Raw genomic sequence first — 14,860 nt, forward strand, 5'->3', positions numbered from 1 at the left:
AAAAACTTAATTTCAGCATTCCACTTTATGATATAATAACTATGTTTTGGAAATCCTTAATACTATTAAAGATTTCACATAAAAATATGAAAGAATTAATAAAAAAGGAGTTGCTCATTTTTGCTTACTAAGTTTAAGAGTTTGCCTAAAGCGGTATATGCAATTTTGGCGCTTTCTTTCCTGTTGCACGTTTTTTGTTTAGTAAAACAGCCAGGATTAGATGGAGAGTTAGTCAAAGTAACATATGGTGCAAATGATGCCTTTAACTATTCGTTAACAGCTGAACAACTATTAAAACATGGTGTATTTGGTTATGTGTATTTAGAACCTAGTGAAGTTCCAGGGAAAAATGCATATATTACACCAGGTCAGCCATTACTATTAGCTGGCGCTATGATTATTTCTGATATTACATCAATTCCTTACTATTACGTAGCAACTGTTATTAACATGATCATGAACCTTTGCACAGTGCTATTAGTATTCTTAATAGGAAAAGAATTGTTCGAAAAAAACATTTATGGAATTGTTGCAAGTATTTTATATGCTATTTATCCAAGTAACTATACATACTTCCGTACATTGCTAACAGAAGTTCCATCCATATTCTTATTGGCGTTATGTGTATATGTATTTGTTCTCGCATGGAAATACAATAAAGTGAAATTCCATATATGGTTTGGAATTGTCGTTTCAATTTTACTTATGTTCCGTCCAAATCCAGCTCCAATGATGCTCATTCCTGTTCTTGTTGTGTTATTTACATATGGATTTAAAGAATCCATTCGAATCGGATTGTTATGGTTTATCGGACCTTTCTTTATTATTGGCGCATGGGTTGTTCGTAACTACTTAGCACTCAACCAATTTATTTTATTCTCAACCCAAGGTGCAGATCCACTAATTGCCGGTGCAGATCCATTTAATAAAATTGGATATGAAAATATAGTAAATGAAATGAGAGCTAAAGGCTTAGATGACAAAAGTGCATACGCAAAAGAATTAATTAAGAACGGATTTAAGACGGACTTCACTTATTGGTTCTCTTGGTTCACTGTCGGTAAAACAATTGAATTATTCAAAACAGCTCCTGCTGTAGACCAATATCGTATTCACAACTTTATGCAACTATGTCATAGAGTGTTTATCATCGGTACATTCTTGAGCAGCTTCTGCTTCATGCTAAATTCATTTAAACATAAACGCGTTATGATGCTAGTAGCAAGTTCAATTATTTACATTATCTTCTCAAACTTATTCTTAGCAATTAATCGCTATGGATTTTTCATTAATCCTCTTATGTGCTTAATTCTTGCATACGGATTAATTCACATTGTGCAGAAGCTTCCATTCTTCCGCACTAATCAAGCATAATAAGAAAGAGGTCGTCCACCGTTGGACGACCTCTTTCTTATTCCCCCACACTTTACACACGGCCAATTTGTCCATTTTGTAATCACACTTTAATTCCGTATGTATGTGTGTCTGTATTTGTCAAAATATCTTTCACAACACCACTCACTGTTTTACGTATAAATGCAAGTTTTTTACAACTATTACTATAACGAAAAGAGAAAATGATTAGTATGTGTATTATATAAAAGGAAGCAGCCATATTTTCCATACGATACATACGAGCACTATAACTACAAAATCAAAAAAATCTAATCTCGGTCCTTTTTTCATATTCATATGTAGCCACATATGAAACCATTTTATTTTTGTATATTTATGGATGTTTTTCTTTGCAAATCGGTAAATAAGCATTTGCATAATAAAAAATCCGGCCACAAAAATAAATAATAAGATGAGAAATCCAATCACAAAATTCCTCCTATTTTTGTAGCGTTTTTTCTACTATCCGATTTTTCAAAACCCACTCTTCAAACTGGGCACTTCCAAATTCCCAACTAAGATCGCGAGCATGTACAGAAAAAACGTAATAACCGGCATATTCGTCCATAAACCTACCTAACTCTACATCGTCTTTCTGAATACCGTATACTCCAAAATTAAAATACACATCCCATACGTCTTCATTCTTCCTCTTATAAGCGATCGATTCCATATCACATTCTGTCCCGAAATAATCAAGATGTAAATGTACGCTATCATCGTATTCGTACTCCATTTTATCACCCCTTATATTTGTACTTCTTTACCACCCAAAAAATTCCTGCTATCTACACTCACATATGGGCACTTACCTACATATCATGCTTGTAGAGTGACTTCTAGGAGGTGTTATATAGTGAAAAAATTAATCGCGATTTTTTGCATCATGTTACTAGCTGTTTTTACTTTTGCTGCTTGTAGTAGTAAAAAAGAAAGTACGAAAGAACAAACTCAAAACATTCGCGTTGGCGAAGTTACCCATTCTCTCTTCTATGCCCCATTATATGTCGGGATTGAAAAAGGATTTTTTAAAGATGAAGGACTAAATATTGACCTACAAACAACAGCTGGTGGCGATAAAACGATGACCGCCCTATTATCTGGCGGAATTGATATTGCTCTCGTCGGTTCTGAAACGTCTATTTACGTTCATCAACAAGGAGCGAAAGACCCTGTCATTAACTTTGCACAGCTTACACAAACAGATGGGACATTTTTAGTTTCACGTAAAAAACTAGACTCTTTTAATTGGAATGACGTAAAAGGTGTTACATTTTTAGGACAGCGTAAAGGCGGCATGCCGCAAATGGTTGGGGAATACGTTTTAAAGAAAAATGGCATTGATCCTCGGAAAGATACGAACTTAATTCAAAATATCGAATTTGCTAATATTGCAAATGCCTTTGCATCTGGTACAGGAGAGTTTGTGCAGCTCTTTGAACCGACTGCAAGCATATTCGAAAAAGAAGGTAAAGGTTATATCGTCGCTTCATTCGGAAATGAATCTGGTACTGTTCCTTATACAACGTTCATGGCAAAAGAAAGTTTCTTAAAGAAAGATAAAGCTGCTGCTGAAAAGTTCACACGTGCGCTCTATAAAGCACAGCAATGGGTTGATACACATAGTCCAGAAGAGATTGCTGATGCTGTTTCTCCGCTATTTAAAGACACTTCGAAAGACATTACAGTAAAAGTAATTGAACGGTATAAAAAACAACATTCTTATGCGACAAATCCACTACTAGATGCGGAAGAATGGAAACAGCTCCAAACGATTATGAAAGATGCTGGTGAATTACAAAAAGAAGTCCCACATGAAGCGCTCGTCAATACAAAAATTGCCGAAAGCGTTATTAAGAAATAGAGGCGAAGTGTATGAGTTTTTTACAAATACGTAACGTTTCTCACTGTTTTTTCGCAAAAGAGAATGCCAAACTTATTCTCGAAGATATGAGCTTACAAGTGGAAGAAGGCGAATTTATTTCTATACTCGGCCCAAGTGGTTGCGGTAAAACAACGCTCCTCTCAATCATTGCTGGACTACTTGATCCAATTGATGGTATCGTCTTTTTAGATGGTGAACCAATTACAACGAAAACTTCATCTATGGGATATATGTTGCAGCAAGATTACTTATTCCCGTGGAAAACAATTGAAGAAAATATTATGCTTGGACTTCATATTCGAAAGATTTATGATGAACAGATGAAAGAACATACTTTAAATCTTTTAAAACAAGTCGGTCTACATGGGGTAGAAGGACAATATCCTCGTGAACTATCCGGCGGTATGCGTCAACGTGCTGCTCTCGTTCGAACGTTAGCAACTGATCCGAAAATTTTATTACTAGATGAACCATTCTCCGCACTCGATTATCAAACGAAATTAAAACTAGAAGAACTCGTTTTCAACTTACTAAATAAATATAAGAAAACATCACTACTTGTTACTCACGATATTGAAGAGGCGATTGCGATGAGTGATCGTATTTATTTACTGCAAGCGAATCCTGGAAAAATCGCAAAAACCTTTATCGTCCCGGAAAGTATCCGTTCTTTATCACCGTTAGAAGCACGCCATCACTACGATTTCCCAGCCCTCTTTCAAGATATATGGAAGGAGCTGGAACGACTTGGATAATATAAAACAACTACATGAACAATTTCGAAAGAAAGAACGCAGGCGTGCTTGGATTGCTCGCTCATTACAGCTTTTACTACTTATTCTTTTCTTTGCACTATGGGAAATAGCTAGCAAAAAAGAATGGATCGATCCTTTACTCTTTAGTTCTCCTTCGAGTATTTGGGATCTCTTCTTAACGAAATGGATCGACGGTTCACTTTGGGTCCACATATGGACGACATTGCTGGAAACAGGAGTAGGCTTCATTCTCGGAACGGTACTCGGTGCTATTATTGCCACATTTCTTTGGTGGATGCCACTTCTAGCCCGCGTACTTGATCCTTACCTCGTCGTCCTAAATGCAATGCCAAAAGTTGCACTCGGTCCAATCATCATCGTTATTTTCGGTCCAAACATTTCATCTTCTATCGCAATGGGAGTAATCATTTCCATCATCATTACCATTCTCGTTATTTACAGTGCATTTCAAGAAGTCGATTCTAACTATATAAAAGTGATGGACACATTTGACGCAAATAAATGGCAATGTTATAAGCAAGTCGTTCTCCCTGCATCCTTTCCAGCAATTATCTCAACGTTAAAAGTAAATGTTGGTTTATCCTGGGTCGGTGTTATTTTCGGAGAACTTCTCGTTTCCAAACAAGGACTTGGCTACTTAATTAGCTACGGATTCCAAGTCTTTAACTTCACACTCGTCTTACTTAGCGTACTACTCACATGTGTTCTTGCAACTCTTATGTATGTATTTGTTGAGGCATTTGAAAAAATTCTAATTGGAAAAAGAAAAAGAAGCTGACTCAAAACAGTGCGCTATAGTCAGCTTCTTTCTTTTACCTTTTATCACACATTTTCGTTTCATTTGTAATGTTTCCATCCGCAACCGTAACTGTATGGAAACAGTCTTTCACACGTACTGTAACGACATTATCTTTTCGATCTATCACATGATAATCATTAAACTTTTCATTCAAAGCACTACGAATTTGCTCCCCTTCAAAAATCGGAAAACCGTGAGACATTACCCAAATGAGACCAGCAACAGCAAGAATCGTTTTCATACGTTTCATTACCTCCTCGAGAGTAAACTTATAGTCCCTACAACACGCGCATTATAATTGTGTCTAAATTGTGACATTTTTATACTAATTCTATTTTATACCGCAAGTTCCTTCTTCTTTTTAATAAAAATACAGAATTTTCAATTTTATCAACATAAAAAAACGCAAAGAATTAAAAATTCTTCACGCTTTTCTTTAACGAAACTATATCGAAAGCATAACTCACATTAGTCTCCACTTTGTTGTTCTATCGTTTTTGAAACATCATATAATCCCGACAGCACTTCCGCTCTCATTTTTACAAGCTCAGGGAACTGATAGAAGAAAGCAATTTTTTTATATTTTAACTCTGTTCCTTCTTTCACCTTTTTTGAATCTTGTAAAATGAACGCTGTAAATGTATCTGCGATATCCTCCGTTACATTTGTTGTTCCATACAGCGATACAAAATCATCATGCTTTTCTTTATAAAATTCAATTTGTGCCTCTTCACTTTCTTCTACTTTCTTTTCTGTCCACTCTTGCTCAATTGGTTTCCAAAATTCATTATAAAATTGGTTAATATACGAAGTTTTTCTCGCACATCCATTTTTCAAGAACACCGTGTTACATTTATTTCGATATGATGAAATGTCTTTCTCTTCATCAAACGCCTCTAAATATTTCCTATCCACTGGTACTTGTTTATGCCCAATCGTTAATACGTGAGCCGTTTCATGAATTAATGTTTTCATCACTTCATCTATATTCACCCCAGAATCGAGCACGTCTAAACTAAGCAACCAATCTCTCGGGTCATCCATACTTGGCATGACATGGGCAACAACGCCGTCATAACCATCCGTTATTAAATCCAACCCTGTTATATTCTCACGATATTTCACTGGAATGAGAGTGCGATACATGTCCCATAACGTTTCATGATACTCTCTATCTTGCCGCTGGCTTAACAAATCATCTTTTGCTACTTTGTCATCTGCAAAAACTTTATTCAATCTCTTACGATCCAATTTCTCAAAATAAGGATCTACAATTTCATCATCATCGATATAATAAGAAGCTAAAAAGAAGTAATTGTCATCCTCTTCTTTTTTCTGTTCCGCCTCTTTCATATTCATACTTTCATACTCTTCTATGTCATAATCCTCTACTTTTTCAAGTTCTGAAAGTCCCTCTATCTTTTTATATACTTTTTGTAATGTTTTATCTCCTATTTGCGTGCACTCTTCTTCTGTTTTACAAATTTCTTTTTCATTCGTAACCTCGATAGCACTCTCGCATCCTGCAACTAAACTGCTTGCTATAATACAACACACTAACTTGCCATACAGTTTCTTCATACAATCCCCCATTATTCCATTCTACAAAATATCATAATCATTTTTTTACGAATATGCGATAATTAATTATAAAAACTGCAAGGAGGCTTCCCATGATTCGTGCAATCTTATTCGACTTAGATGGAACACTATTAGATCGGCGCCAATCTTTAGAACAATTTATTTGTGAGCAATATAATCGCTTCGCCTCACATTTGAAGAGCATAGAGAAATCAAAGTATTGTTCTCGATTTCTTGAACTCGATAATAATGGCTATACGTGGAAGGATAAAGTATATGCTACTCTCCTTTCTGAATACAACATTACTACTTTAACGCAAGAACAACTACTACACGACTATATTACAAACTTCCAACATCATTGTATTCCTTTCAAAAACACGCATGAACTACTTCAACAGTTAAAACAGCGAAACATTAAAATTGGTATTATTACAAATGGTTTTACTGAATTTCAGATGAGCAACCTTCGAGCACTACATATACATACGTATACAAACACCATTCTCGTTTCAGAAGCTGAAGGAATTAAAAAACCTCATCCTGAAATTTTCGAACGTGCTTTGCAAAGACTAGATGTGAAGGCAGAAGAATGTCTTTATGTTGGAGATCATCCAGAAAACGATGTGCTTGGTTCTGAACAAGTAGGGATTCTTGGTGTTTGGAAAAAAGATTCGTTTTGGGGGAATTTTAAGCATTCACGTATCGTAGATGATTTGTTGGAGGTGCTTTCGTTTTTAGAGGTGGAGGTATCAACACAATAATAACAAATAAATTATATCAGCGATTTTCACAATATATCAATTCACCAACCAAAAGTAACAATAATAAGAGGAGGCGTTTTTCACAAACGCCTCCTCTTATTATTCATACACTGTAAACTGAGGTTTACTCGGATGATCTTTTACTAGCGCATCATCTGGAAACTTTGAAACTTTTTGATATACGGCAATGTCACCGATACAACCTCCTGTTAGTAGAATTCCTAAAAATGAGAGTGGCTCCAGATTCATAGCTAATCCCAATACAATTGGAAAAATTCCAGTTGGTAAAAACGGAAGCATTAACACTTTCTTCATTTGCTTTACTGTAACCGCCTGTTTAGAATGAGCATATGCAACACCTAATTTCCAATTAACGCCCCATTTTAGTTCACTCCACGGAACACCTCCGATATAGCGAAAGCCAATTAAATGTATCGCCTCATGAATACAAACGAGAACAATCATTGCGATAATAAAAAGAAACATCGTTAATAATGTAACTTCAACTTGAACCCCACCTGAAAGAAATATATGCAAATAACCAATTCCAAACGACAAAGCAATTATTATAAAAAATAAAGAAAAGTTTAATTTAACCATCGAAACAGTAACAGTCGTTTCTTTTCTTTTATCCATCTTCCCCCTCCTAAAATGTAAATATATCTTTACAAAATTGTATAATATACCCAAAAAATGTAAAGATATATTTACATTTATTCTTACATACAAAAAAAAGAAACCGGCTACTTTACTTCGTAAAACAGCCGATTTCTTCTATATGTTTCATCGTACGCGCTAATACGTCATCGCGCATTATAAAGCTAAATTTTCTATTCGTTTTAATGTTGTCAGGAATGTCTTTTAATAAAACAGACCCTTTCGTTTCTTCGTAATGCGTATGTTCTTCTACCGCACTAATTGTTGCAAAATAAATGTTTTTAATGATTATTTTGTCTTTTCCAGATACTTTGTATTGTCCTAAGTAAGTTAAATCAGAAACTATGCCGCCGGTTTCTTCATGAACCTCTCGAACTGCCGCTTCTTCCGGTGTTTCCCCTAGTTCTACTTTACCACCTGGAAATTCAAGACCGCGACGTAAATGATGCGTTAATAACCATTGATCCCCGTACCGGCATACAACCCAAACATGCTTTGGCTCAGGAGAAAATGGATAACGTTCAAACGATAATTGTACAGTGTTGTGGTAATAATCTTTAAATTTGTACATGCCATTACTCCCCTATTGATGGTTACAAGTTTTTCCTACCACAAATTGTAGCATATTCTCGCTTTTCTGCATAATATTATCCAATTACAATCCATTGATTATTCCCATTTGCGCGACTAATTCTTTCGTCTCATGATTTCCTAAATCGTAAATCATTTTATATGCTTTTTGTAGTTGTTCATCATATCGGTCATTATTTGAATCGTGATGATACTCAACAAATGGAACGTGGGAGCGTACAAATGACCCTAAATCTTCTACATATGCTTGATCAAAGCGCTCTCTTAATTCCGTAATTTCCTCATCATTTGCGGAAATCTCAAAATTATACGTATCCGCCGTCTTCACTTGTGAAATTTGACCATTTCCTATTGATATATAATATGTTTTTTTCGTCTCCATGTAACACCCTTCTTTCATCCTTTTATTTTCTATTGTTTTCATCAATTACAAAATTATGTAAAATAAAGAAAAGGAGGGATTTTATGTTCAAAATATTAATTATCGGTATTATCATCGTCCTAATCATCCTCGTACTCTCCATCATGACAATTAATAAAGGCTATGCTTATAAACATTCCGTCGATAAACTAGAAGACAATCCTTATACAAAAAAGAATAAGGAGAATTCCTAATATGCTTCGTATACTTCGCATCATAGTAGCACTCACTGTGATCGTTATGTCGGCAATTGGATTATATACAGGTCAAAATAATTTTTTACCTCTTTCACAATTTCTATTAGGGGCTTTAATGTTTCTCATCGCATTTGAACAAATAAAGAAAAAGGAGGCAGCAACTGGATTTATTTGTATTATTGCCGGTGCTTTCATTTGGATAGTTCTCATTATTACCTACATAAAATAGAGGAGGTCTTTTATGCTAAAAGGGGGTCGGATTACTTTATCACTTATTGCCTTATCTATAGCAATCTATGGATTTTTTACTGGTAGTAGAGAAATAATGCCTTATATGTTCATCTTTTTAGGAGGTATGGCCCTCACCATAAGTTTAGAGGAAATATTAAAACGACAAACAGGAGGTAGTCTGCTCGCTCTACTAGCAGGGGCCGCTGCTTTATTTATTGGTTTCACAGAAATATTCTAGTAAATGGTCTAAAGGAGGCTATACAATGCTAACTCTAACTATATTACGGAGTTTTTTAGCATTTCTCATGCTTCTCTTACTCATTCTAAGCACTTATATCCATGTTACCGATAATTTTTCACTTCTCCCATACGTACAATTTATTCTCAGTTGTTTCTTTATTCTTCTAGGAATTAATGAATTGAAATCCGGACGAAAATCAATGAGTATCCCGTATTTTTTCGTTTCCAGTCTCATATTCTTCTTTTTAATATCAAACTACTTTCGTTATATGTAGAATGAAATTTTGACCAATTTAGCATTTATAATTATTTTCTCTCAGTAACTATTTCTTTCTACTTAAGGGGGATTCCATGTTAAAAAACATTCAAATTATAATCGCCACTATCGCTCTTTCTCTCGCCCTATTTAGCTTCTTTGCAAACTTCACTATTCTTTTACCTTACGTGTCTATCCTTTTAAGTATTATGTGTATCCTTTTTGGAATCGATGAAATAAAGAAGCAGCAAAAAGCGAAAGCATTTGTTTATTTTCTCTGTTCTGCCTTTATTTTATATGTTGGAGTATCTAATATATTTTCATACAAAAGAAGAGTATGGTCGCTCTTAGCACAATAAAAAAACTGCCCTTTCACAGGCAGTTTTTCTTTTTATCCAAAAACTTTCTCAAGTTCATCTTTATCTTGGCTTAACCAGAAGTTCATTAAGCGTTGTGCTCCTTCTAAGTCGTGAAGCTTCGCTTGACCACATTGCGTTTCATTTGCAGCCGGAATTTCTGTAATTTGAACCGCATCTTTTAATGTTAGTTCTAATAAATCAATGATTTCTCGAACTGTCGGCGTTCCGCTCACTACAAGATAATATCCTGTTTGGCAGCCCATCGGTGAAATATCGATAATATCAAAGTGCGGATAACGATCAATATATTTACGTAAATTAAATGCTAATAAATGCTCTAACGTATGAATAACATCTGGTTTCATTGCTTGTTTATTCGGTTGGCAGAAACGAATATCGAATTTATTTACAATACCGTCACTACCTACATTGTGAACTCCGCAATGTCTTACATAAGGTGCCTTTACAATCGTATGATCTAATTCAAAGCTTTCTACTGATGGCATACAACATCTCTCCCGCTTTTAATTTAATTCCGTTATATCCAATATGATATAACGGAAATTCACATTAGTAAAGTATTATGTACAGTCGTGCTATAATACTTTAAGAATATGCTGAAAAGGAGACCGTTATGAAACAGATTTTTATTGGGATTATACGCTTTTATCAAAAGTTCATTTCTCCGATGACGCCACCAACATGTCGTTTTTATCCAACTTGTTCTCATTACGGATTAGAGGCGTTTCAAAAACATGGTGCACTCAAAGGCTTTTGGCTTACTTGTAAGCGTATATTAAAATGTCACCCTTTCCACCCGGGAGGATTTGATCCTGTCCCAGATAAAAAGGATGACAAAGTAAATTCTTAATTGTCGTAACCATTCACAACTAAATCTAATTTTCCTGTATCAGGATCTATAACAAGACCGTGAACAGGTACTTCTTCCGGAAGTAATGGGTGGTTGCGAAGTACTGATACGCTATGTTCTACACTTTCTTCCACACTAGAGAAACCGCGCAAGAATTGTTCTAAATCGATTCCAGAATAACGAAGCATATCTAATTTCTCTTCTGTTATACCGCGTTCTTTCATTCTCTCAATCGTACTGCTTGCTTGAATTTTTGCCATACCACAATCATGGTGACCAACTACACATACTTCATCAGCGCCAAGTTCGTATACAGCGACTAAAATACTACGCATAATACTTCCAAATGGATGTGAAATAACAGCGCCTGCTACTTTAATAATTTTCACATCACCGTTACGCATATTCATCGCTTTTGGTAATAGTTCGACAAGTCGTGTATCCATACAAGAAATAATTACCATCTTTTTGTTTGGAAATTTCCCCGCTACAAACTCTTCATATTTTTTCTCTTCAACAAATTTCTCATTGTACTGCAAAATCTCTTCTAATGACTTCATAGTAAAGGACCCTCTTTTCTCTCGTTTACACTACATAAATAGTGTACCAAAATATGAAAAACTCAAAAAGGATATCGCTTTATAGTAAAAATAAGATATTTTCAGATAATCGACATAATTCTTTCAAAATATACACACATCTTTGTAACAAGTTTCACATACTTTAAACGTATTTTCACTATAAACTGATTGTAGATAATGTAAAAAAGGAGTGAATATTTATTATGTCCGACGTTCTGTTACTGAGTCGTTTTCAATTTGCAATTACTATTTTTTATCACTTTTTATTTGTACCTTTGACAATCGGACTTGTCATTTTAGTAGCATGTATGGAAACTCAATACGCCCGCACATTGAATCCAACATACCGTAAAATGGCAAATTTCTGGGGTAAATTATTTACAATTAACTTCGTAATGGGGATTATAACCGGGATTACGATGGAATTCCAATTTGGAACAAACTGGTCTGAGTACTCCAAATATATGGGAGACATTTTCGGATCACCTCTCGCAATCGAAGCACTCGTTGCCTTCTTCTTAGAATCTACTTTCATGGGAATATGGTTATTCGGTAAAGACAAAATTTCACCAAAGTTCCGTGCCTTCTGTATGTGGATGGTTGCACTTGGAACAAACATTTCCGCCCTTTGGATTATTACAGCAAACGGCTTTATGCAAAACCCTGTTGGATACGTCGTGCGTAACGGCCGCGCTGAATTAAATGATTTCTGGGCACTCGTTACGAATCCATACGCTTGGAACATGTTCTTCCATACTGTAGTTGGTTGTTATATCGTAGGTGCTTTCTTCGTTATGGCAATTAGTGCTTATCACTTATTACGTAAAAATGAAGTAGAATTCTTCAAAAAATCATTTAAGTTTGGTTTAATGTTAGGCTTATTCGCCGCAACAATTACACCGTTTATGGGACATCAATCTGGTGTATCAGCAGCTAAATATCAACCCGCAAAAGGTGCTGCGATGGAGGCAGTTTGGGAAACTGGAAAAGGACAAGGCTTCTCAATTGTTCAAATTCCTGATGTAAAAAATGAGAAGAACTTTGAATTCCTTACGATTCCAAAACTCGGAAGCTTCTTCTACACAAATTCATTTAATGGCGAAATTGTTGGTTTAAAAGATATTCCGAAAGATGAACGTCCAAATGTTAACCTCGTGTATTATAGCTTCCGCTTAATGGTTGCACTCGGCATGTTCTTTATGGCATTAACTTGGTATGGCTTCTATTTAAACCGAAAAGGAAAACTAGAAAACTCAAAACGTTATTTGAAAATTACAATATGGTCTGTCTTACTTCCTTATATCGCAATTAACGCAGGATGGATTGTCGCTGAAGTAGGTCGTCAACCATGGACAGTATATAAACTAATGCGTACAGCAGAATCTGTATCACCTATATCTGTCCCGCAAATTTGGTTCTCATTAATTAGTTTAATTTTATTCTACACTTTACTTTTAATCGCAGACGTATACTTAATGCTGAAGTTCGCGAAAAAAGGACCTGCCGCATTAGAAGAACCTGCTACTGAGGGAGGTGTAGCTCATGTCTCATGATATGCTTGCAATCATCTGGTTCGGTTTATGGGGCGTGATTTGGACAGTTTACTTCATTCTTGACGGGTATGCACTTGGTAACGGAATGATTTTTCCTTTCGTTACGAAAGATCGACAAGAACGAAATCAATTACAAGAAGCAATTGGCCCGTTCTGGGGCGGTAATGAAGTATGGTTAATTACAGCTGGTGGCGCAACATTTGCTGCCTTCCCAGTCACATATGCTAATATGTTTAGTTATTTATATACACCGTTATTCTTAGTATTACTTGCACTATTTGCTCGTGCCGCTGGACTGGAATTCATGCATAAAGATGATTCACCAATTTGGCAAAAAACTTGTAAATGGGCATTTGCAATTGGCAGTTTCCTAATCGCCTTCTTATTCGGTGTTACGTTCGCTAATCTTTATTACGGACTACAAATCGGAAAAAATGGCTATGAAGGAAATTTACTTAGCTTACTAAACCATTACGGTATATTAGGTGGTCTTTTCTTCACTGCTATATTTGTCGTATCCGGTGCCCTTTGGGTCATGATTAAAACGACTGGTGAAGTATCTGATCGTGCTTATAAAATCGCAAGACCATTTTCAATGGCAGCTGCTATTATTTTAGCTATCTTCTATGTAGCAACTGCTAATCGGACAAACTTATTCCAAAACTTTACGGAATATCCGGTACTATTCATTCTTCCAGTACTTGCAATGCTAATGAGTGTACTCGCACTTATTATGGTGTACAAACATAAAATTGGCCTTGCATTCACATTCGTTTGCCTAACAATCGCAATGTTTATGACAACTGGCTTTGCAGGTATGTTCCCAAGAATGTTACCATCTCGTATTAACGATGCATACAGTACAACGTTATATAACGCAGCTGGTAGTCAATTAAACTTAAAAATTATGTTCTTCGTTGCAATGGTTATGGTACCAATCGTTATTGGATATCAGCTTTGGAGCTACAGTATTTTTAAAAATAAAATTCATAAAGACTCTGCTAAAGGGTATCACTAAAGTAAAAAAAGACACTTCGTTTGAAGTGTCTTTTTTTGTACGTATGATTTTCGATAAGATGTTATATTTCTAATCTAACAACTATAATACAGAAGAATCATTAACAGCTCACAGCTAGAGTGTAACATACAACAAACATGTTACTTTATGCAATTTTGCATTTTAAAATTATAACGTTGATTGAATAACTTGATCATACGCATCATTATCCCTTACATCCGCCGTACTAATCCCGCTAAACGTTTGTACTTTCATTCCTGTATTTGATGATCCCGATCCATTATAAGCTTTCGTCTTTTCAATCGGCTGTACGTTATATTTATCCCCTACATTAATTGTTCCATTGCAGTTTTCAATAATAACACCTTCCACAACTGCCGGCATTTTGTCACCCACTTTCATTTCTTTACTTTTATTTTATGAAAATCGCCTAGAAAAATAGCATGTTTCAATAAGAAAAAGCACTCAATTTGAGTGCTTTTTCTTTAAGCATAAAGACAAGTTTGGAGACAGTTGACTTCTTCAAAATTTTATTAGGGGTAATATTTTGAAAAAGAAAGCCTTTCATATGTAGGTTAACACCACTGGAATATATAGTAAATTGATAATATTTATACGGAAGATTGCTAATGTTTAGTATAGATAGTTTACACTATGCTAACAGTGAAAACTATCTATACTAATA

General features: G+C 35.3%; 22 protein-coding genes and 1 pseudogene. 12 read left to right on the plus strand and 11 right to left on the minus strand.

Annotation, left to right across the window (positions count from 1 at the left end; all coding sequences use genetic code 11):
- The first annotated feature begins 120 nt into the window (after positions 1-120).
- Positions 121-1,374 carry a glycosyltransferase family 39 protein gene (locus ACQGSG_RS20660; protein WP_325842436.1) on the plus strand — a complete coding sequence of 418 codons (1,254 nt, stop codon included), beginning with the start codon at positions 121-123 and terminating at the stop codon, positions 1,372-1,374.
- An 82-nt stretch (positions 1,375-1,456) separates the two neighbouring features.
- On the opposite strand, the pseudogene ACQGSG_RS20665 reads toward ACQGSG_RS20660, so the two are convergent.
- From ACQGSG_RS20665 to ACQGSG_RS20675, 3 genes and pseudogenes are all read right to left on the minus strand, one after another.
- Positions 1,457-1,528, minus strand: a pseudogene (locus ACQGSG_RS20665) (DUF2196 domain-containing protein); the annotation flags it as partial.
- Between the two features lie 65 nt (positions 1,529-1,593).
- Positions 1,594-1,824 carry a hypothetical protein gene (locus ACQGSG_RS20670; RefSeq protein ID WP_000578981.1) on the minus strand — a complete coding sequence of 77 codons (231 nt, stop codon included), beginning with the start codon at positions 1,822-1,824 and terminating at the stop codon, positions 1,594-1,596.
- Between the two features lie 10 nt (positions 1,825-1,834).
- Positions 1,835-2,131, minus strand: coding sequence for a DUF3986 family protein (locus ACQGSG_RS20675; protein ID WP_000455580.1), 297 nt, complete (start codon positions 2,129-2,131; stop codon positions 1,835-1,837).
- Positions 2,132-2,251: 120 nt separating this feature from the next.
- Between ACQGSG_RS20675 and ACQGSG_RS20680 the strand changes: the two genes are divergently transcribed.
- The 3 genes from ACQGSG_RS20680 to ACQGSG_RS20690 are packed head-to-tail and all read left to right on the plus strand — an operon-like array spanning position 2,252 to position 4,834.
- Positions 2,252-3,259: an ABC transporter substrate-binding protein gene (locus tag ACQGSG_RS20680; RefSeq protein ID WP_000733151.1), complete on the plus strand. Its 1,008-nt coding sequence runs from the start codon at positions 2,252-2,254 to the stop codon at positions 3,257-3,259.
- 11 nt (positions 3,260-3,270) lie between these two features.
- Positions 3,271-4,035 carry an ABC transporter ATP-binding protein gene (locus ACQGSG_RS20685; RefSeq protein ID WP_000009025.1) on the plus strand — a complete coding sequence of 255 codons (765 nt, stop codon included), beginning with the start codon at positions 3,271-3,273 and terminating at the stop codon, positions 4,033-4,035.
- Positions 4,028-4,834 carry an ABC transporter permease gene (locus tag ACQGSG_RS20690; protein WP_325842437.1) on the plus strand — a complete coding sequence of 269 codons (807 nt, stop codon included), beginning with the start codon at positions 4,028-4,030 and terminating at the stop codon, positions 4,832-4,834. Before ACQGSG_RS20685 ends, ACQGSG_RS20690 begins: the two co-directional genes overlap by 8 nt.
- A gap of 34 nt (positions 4,835-4,868) precedes the next feature.
- On the opposite strand, the gene ACQGSG_RS20695 is transcribed toward ACQGSG_RS20690, so the two are convergent.
- Both ACQGSG_RS20695 and ACQGSG_RS20700 read right to left on the minus strand, forming a co-directional pair.
- Positions 4,869-5,096, minus strand: a complete 228-nt coding sequence (locus tag ACQGSG_RS20695; protein WP_000849112.1) for a hypothetical protein — start codon at positions 5,094-5,096, stop codon at positions 4,869-4,871.
- A 227-nt stretch (positions 5,097-5,323) separates the two neighbouring features.
- Complete coding sequence (locus ACQGSG_RS20700) at positions 5,324-6,436, minus strand: hypothetical protein (protein WP_000737832.1); 1,113 nt, start codon at positions 6,434-6,436, stop codon at positions 5,324-5,326.
- 92 nt (positions 6,437-6,528) lie between these two features.
- On the opposite strand from ACQGSG_RS20700, the gene ACQGSG_RS20705 reads away from it, so the two are divergent.
- Positions 6,529-7,200, plus strand: coding sequence for an HAD family hydrolase (locus ACQGSG_RS20705; RefSeq protein WP_000617256.1), 672 nt, complete (start codon positions 6,529-6,531; stop codon positions 7,198-7,200).
- Positions 7,201-7,299: 99 nt separating this feature from the next.
- On the opposite strand, the gene ACQGSG_RS20710 is transcribed toward ACQGSG_RS20705, so the two are convergent.
- From ACQGSG_RS20710 to ACQGSG_RS20720, 3 genes are all read right to left on the minus strand, one after another.
- Complete coding sequence (locus tag ACQGSG_RS20710; RefSeq protein ID WP_000361286.1) at positions 7,300-7,836, minus strand: DUF3267 domain-containing protein; 537 nt, start codon at positions 7,834-7,836, stop codon at positions 7,300-7,302.
- A 112-nt stretch (positions 7,837-7,948) separates the two neighbouring features.
- Complete coding sequence (mutTA, locus tag ACQGSG_RS20715; RefSeq protein WP_000276385.1) at positions 7,949-8,428, minus strand: antimutator 8-oxo-(dGTP/GTP)ase; 480 nt, start codon at positions 8,426-8,428, stop codon at positions 7,949-7,951.
- Positions 8,429-8,512: 84 nt separating this feature from the next.
- Positions 8,513-8,830: a hydrolase gene (locus tag ACQGSG_RS20720; RefSeq protein ID WP_325842438.1), complete on the minus strand. Its 318-nt coding sequence runs from the start codon at positions 8,828-8,830 to the stop codon at positions 8,513-8,515.
- Positions 8,831-8,913: 83 nt separating this feature from the next.
- Between ACQGSG_RS20720 and ytzI the strand changes: the two genes are divergently transcribed.
- The 4 genes from ytzI (at position 8,914) to ACQGSG_RS20740 (ending at position 10,152) form a co-directional block, all read left to right on the plus strand.
- Positions 8,914-9,063 carry a YtzI protein gene (gene ytzI, locus ACQGSG_RS20725; protein WP_000472791.1) on the plus strand — a complete coding sequence of 50 codons (150 nt, stop codon included), beginning with the start codon at positions 8,914-8,916 and terminating at the stop codon, positions 9,061-9,063.
- 1 nt (position 9,064) lies between these two features.
- Positions 9,065-9,295 (plus strand): DUF3953 domain-containing protein, encoded by a 231-nt coding sequence (locus ACQGSG_RS20730; protein WP_000944456.1) that lies wholly within the window; start codon positions 9,065-9,067, stop codon positions 9,293-9,295.
- Positions 9,296-9,307: 12 nt separating this feature from the next.
- The gene (locus ACQGSG_RS20735; protein WP_000911652.1) at positions 9,308-9,535 is read left to right on the plus strand and encodes a DUF3953 domain-containing protein; all 228 of its coding nucleotides are present in this window, start codon (positions 9,308-9,310) and stop codon (positions 9,533-9,535) included.
- A gap of 353 nt (positions 9,536-9,888) precedes the next feature.
- Positions 9,889-10,152, plus strand: coding sequence for a YczI family protein (locus ACQGSG_RS20740; RefSeq protein ID WP_053514591.1), 264 nt, complete (start codon positions 9,889-9,891; stop codon positions 10,150-10,152).
- Positions 10,153-10,184: 32 nt separating this feature from the next.
- Here ACQGSG_RS20740 and luxS read toward each other — a convergent pair whose 3' ends face one another.
- Positions 10,185-10,658, minus strand: a complete 474-nt coding sequence (luxS, locus tag ACQGSG_RS20745; protein ID WP_001141371.1) for an S-ribosylhomocysteine lyase LuxS — start codon at positions 10,656-10,658, stop codon at positions 10,185-10,187.
- Between the two features lie 128 nt (positions 10,659-10,786).
- On the opposite strand from luxS, the gene yidD reads away from it, so the two are divergent.
- On the plus strand, positions 10,787-11,023 hold the full coding sequence (gene yidD / locus ACQGSG_RS20750) for a membrane protein insertion efficiency factor YidD (protein WP_000809334.1): 237 nt from the start codon (positions 10,787-10,789) through the stop codon (positions 11,021-11,023).
- On the opposite strand, the gene ACQGSG_RS20755 is transcribed toward yidD, so the two are convergent.
- Positions 11,020-11,583: a beta-class carbonic anhydrase gene (locus tag ACQGSG_RS20755; protein WP_000838164.1), complete on the minus strand. Its 564-nt coding sequence runs from the start codon at positions 11,581-11,583 to the stop codon at positions 11,020-11,022. The genes yidD and ACQGSG_RS20755 overlap by 4 nt on opposite strands.
- Positions 11,584-11,807: 224 nt before the next feature.
- On the opposite strand from ACQGSG_RS20755, the gene cydA reads away from it, so the two are divergent.
- Positions 11,808-13,157 (plus strand): cytochrome ubiquinol oxidase subunit I, encoded by a 1,350-nt coding sequence (gene cydA / locus ACQGSG_RS20760; protein WP_001286194.1) that lies wholly within the window; start codon positions 11,808-11,810, stop codon positions 13,155-13,157.
- On the plus strand, positions 13,147-14,175 hold the full coding sequence (gene cydB / locus ACQGSG_RS20765; protein WP_000017662.1) for a cytochrome d ubiquinol oxidase subunit II: 1,029 nt from the start codon (positions 13,147-13,149) through the stop codon (positions 14,173-14,175). The genes cydA and cydB overlap by 11 nt, the downstream gene beginning before the upstream one ends.
- Before the next feature lie 168 nt (positions 14,176-14,343).
- Here cydB and ACQGSG_RS20770 read toward each other — a convergent pair whose 3' ends face one another.
- A complete protein-coding gene (locus ACQGSG_RS20770) occupies positions 14,344-14,577 on the minus strand; it encodes a spore germination protein (protein ID WP_002062565.1) in 234 nt (77 codons plus the stop codon).
- Positions 14,578-14,860: the final 283 nt, after the last annotated feature.

It is taken from the genome of Bacillus sp. GMa5/1 (assembly GCF_050172015.1).
GTDB lineage: Bacteria > Bacillota > Bacilli > Bacillales > Bacillaceae_G > Bacillus_A > Bacillus_A cereus.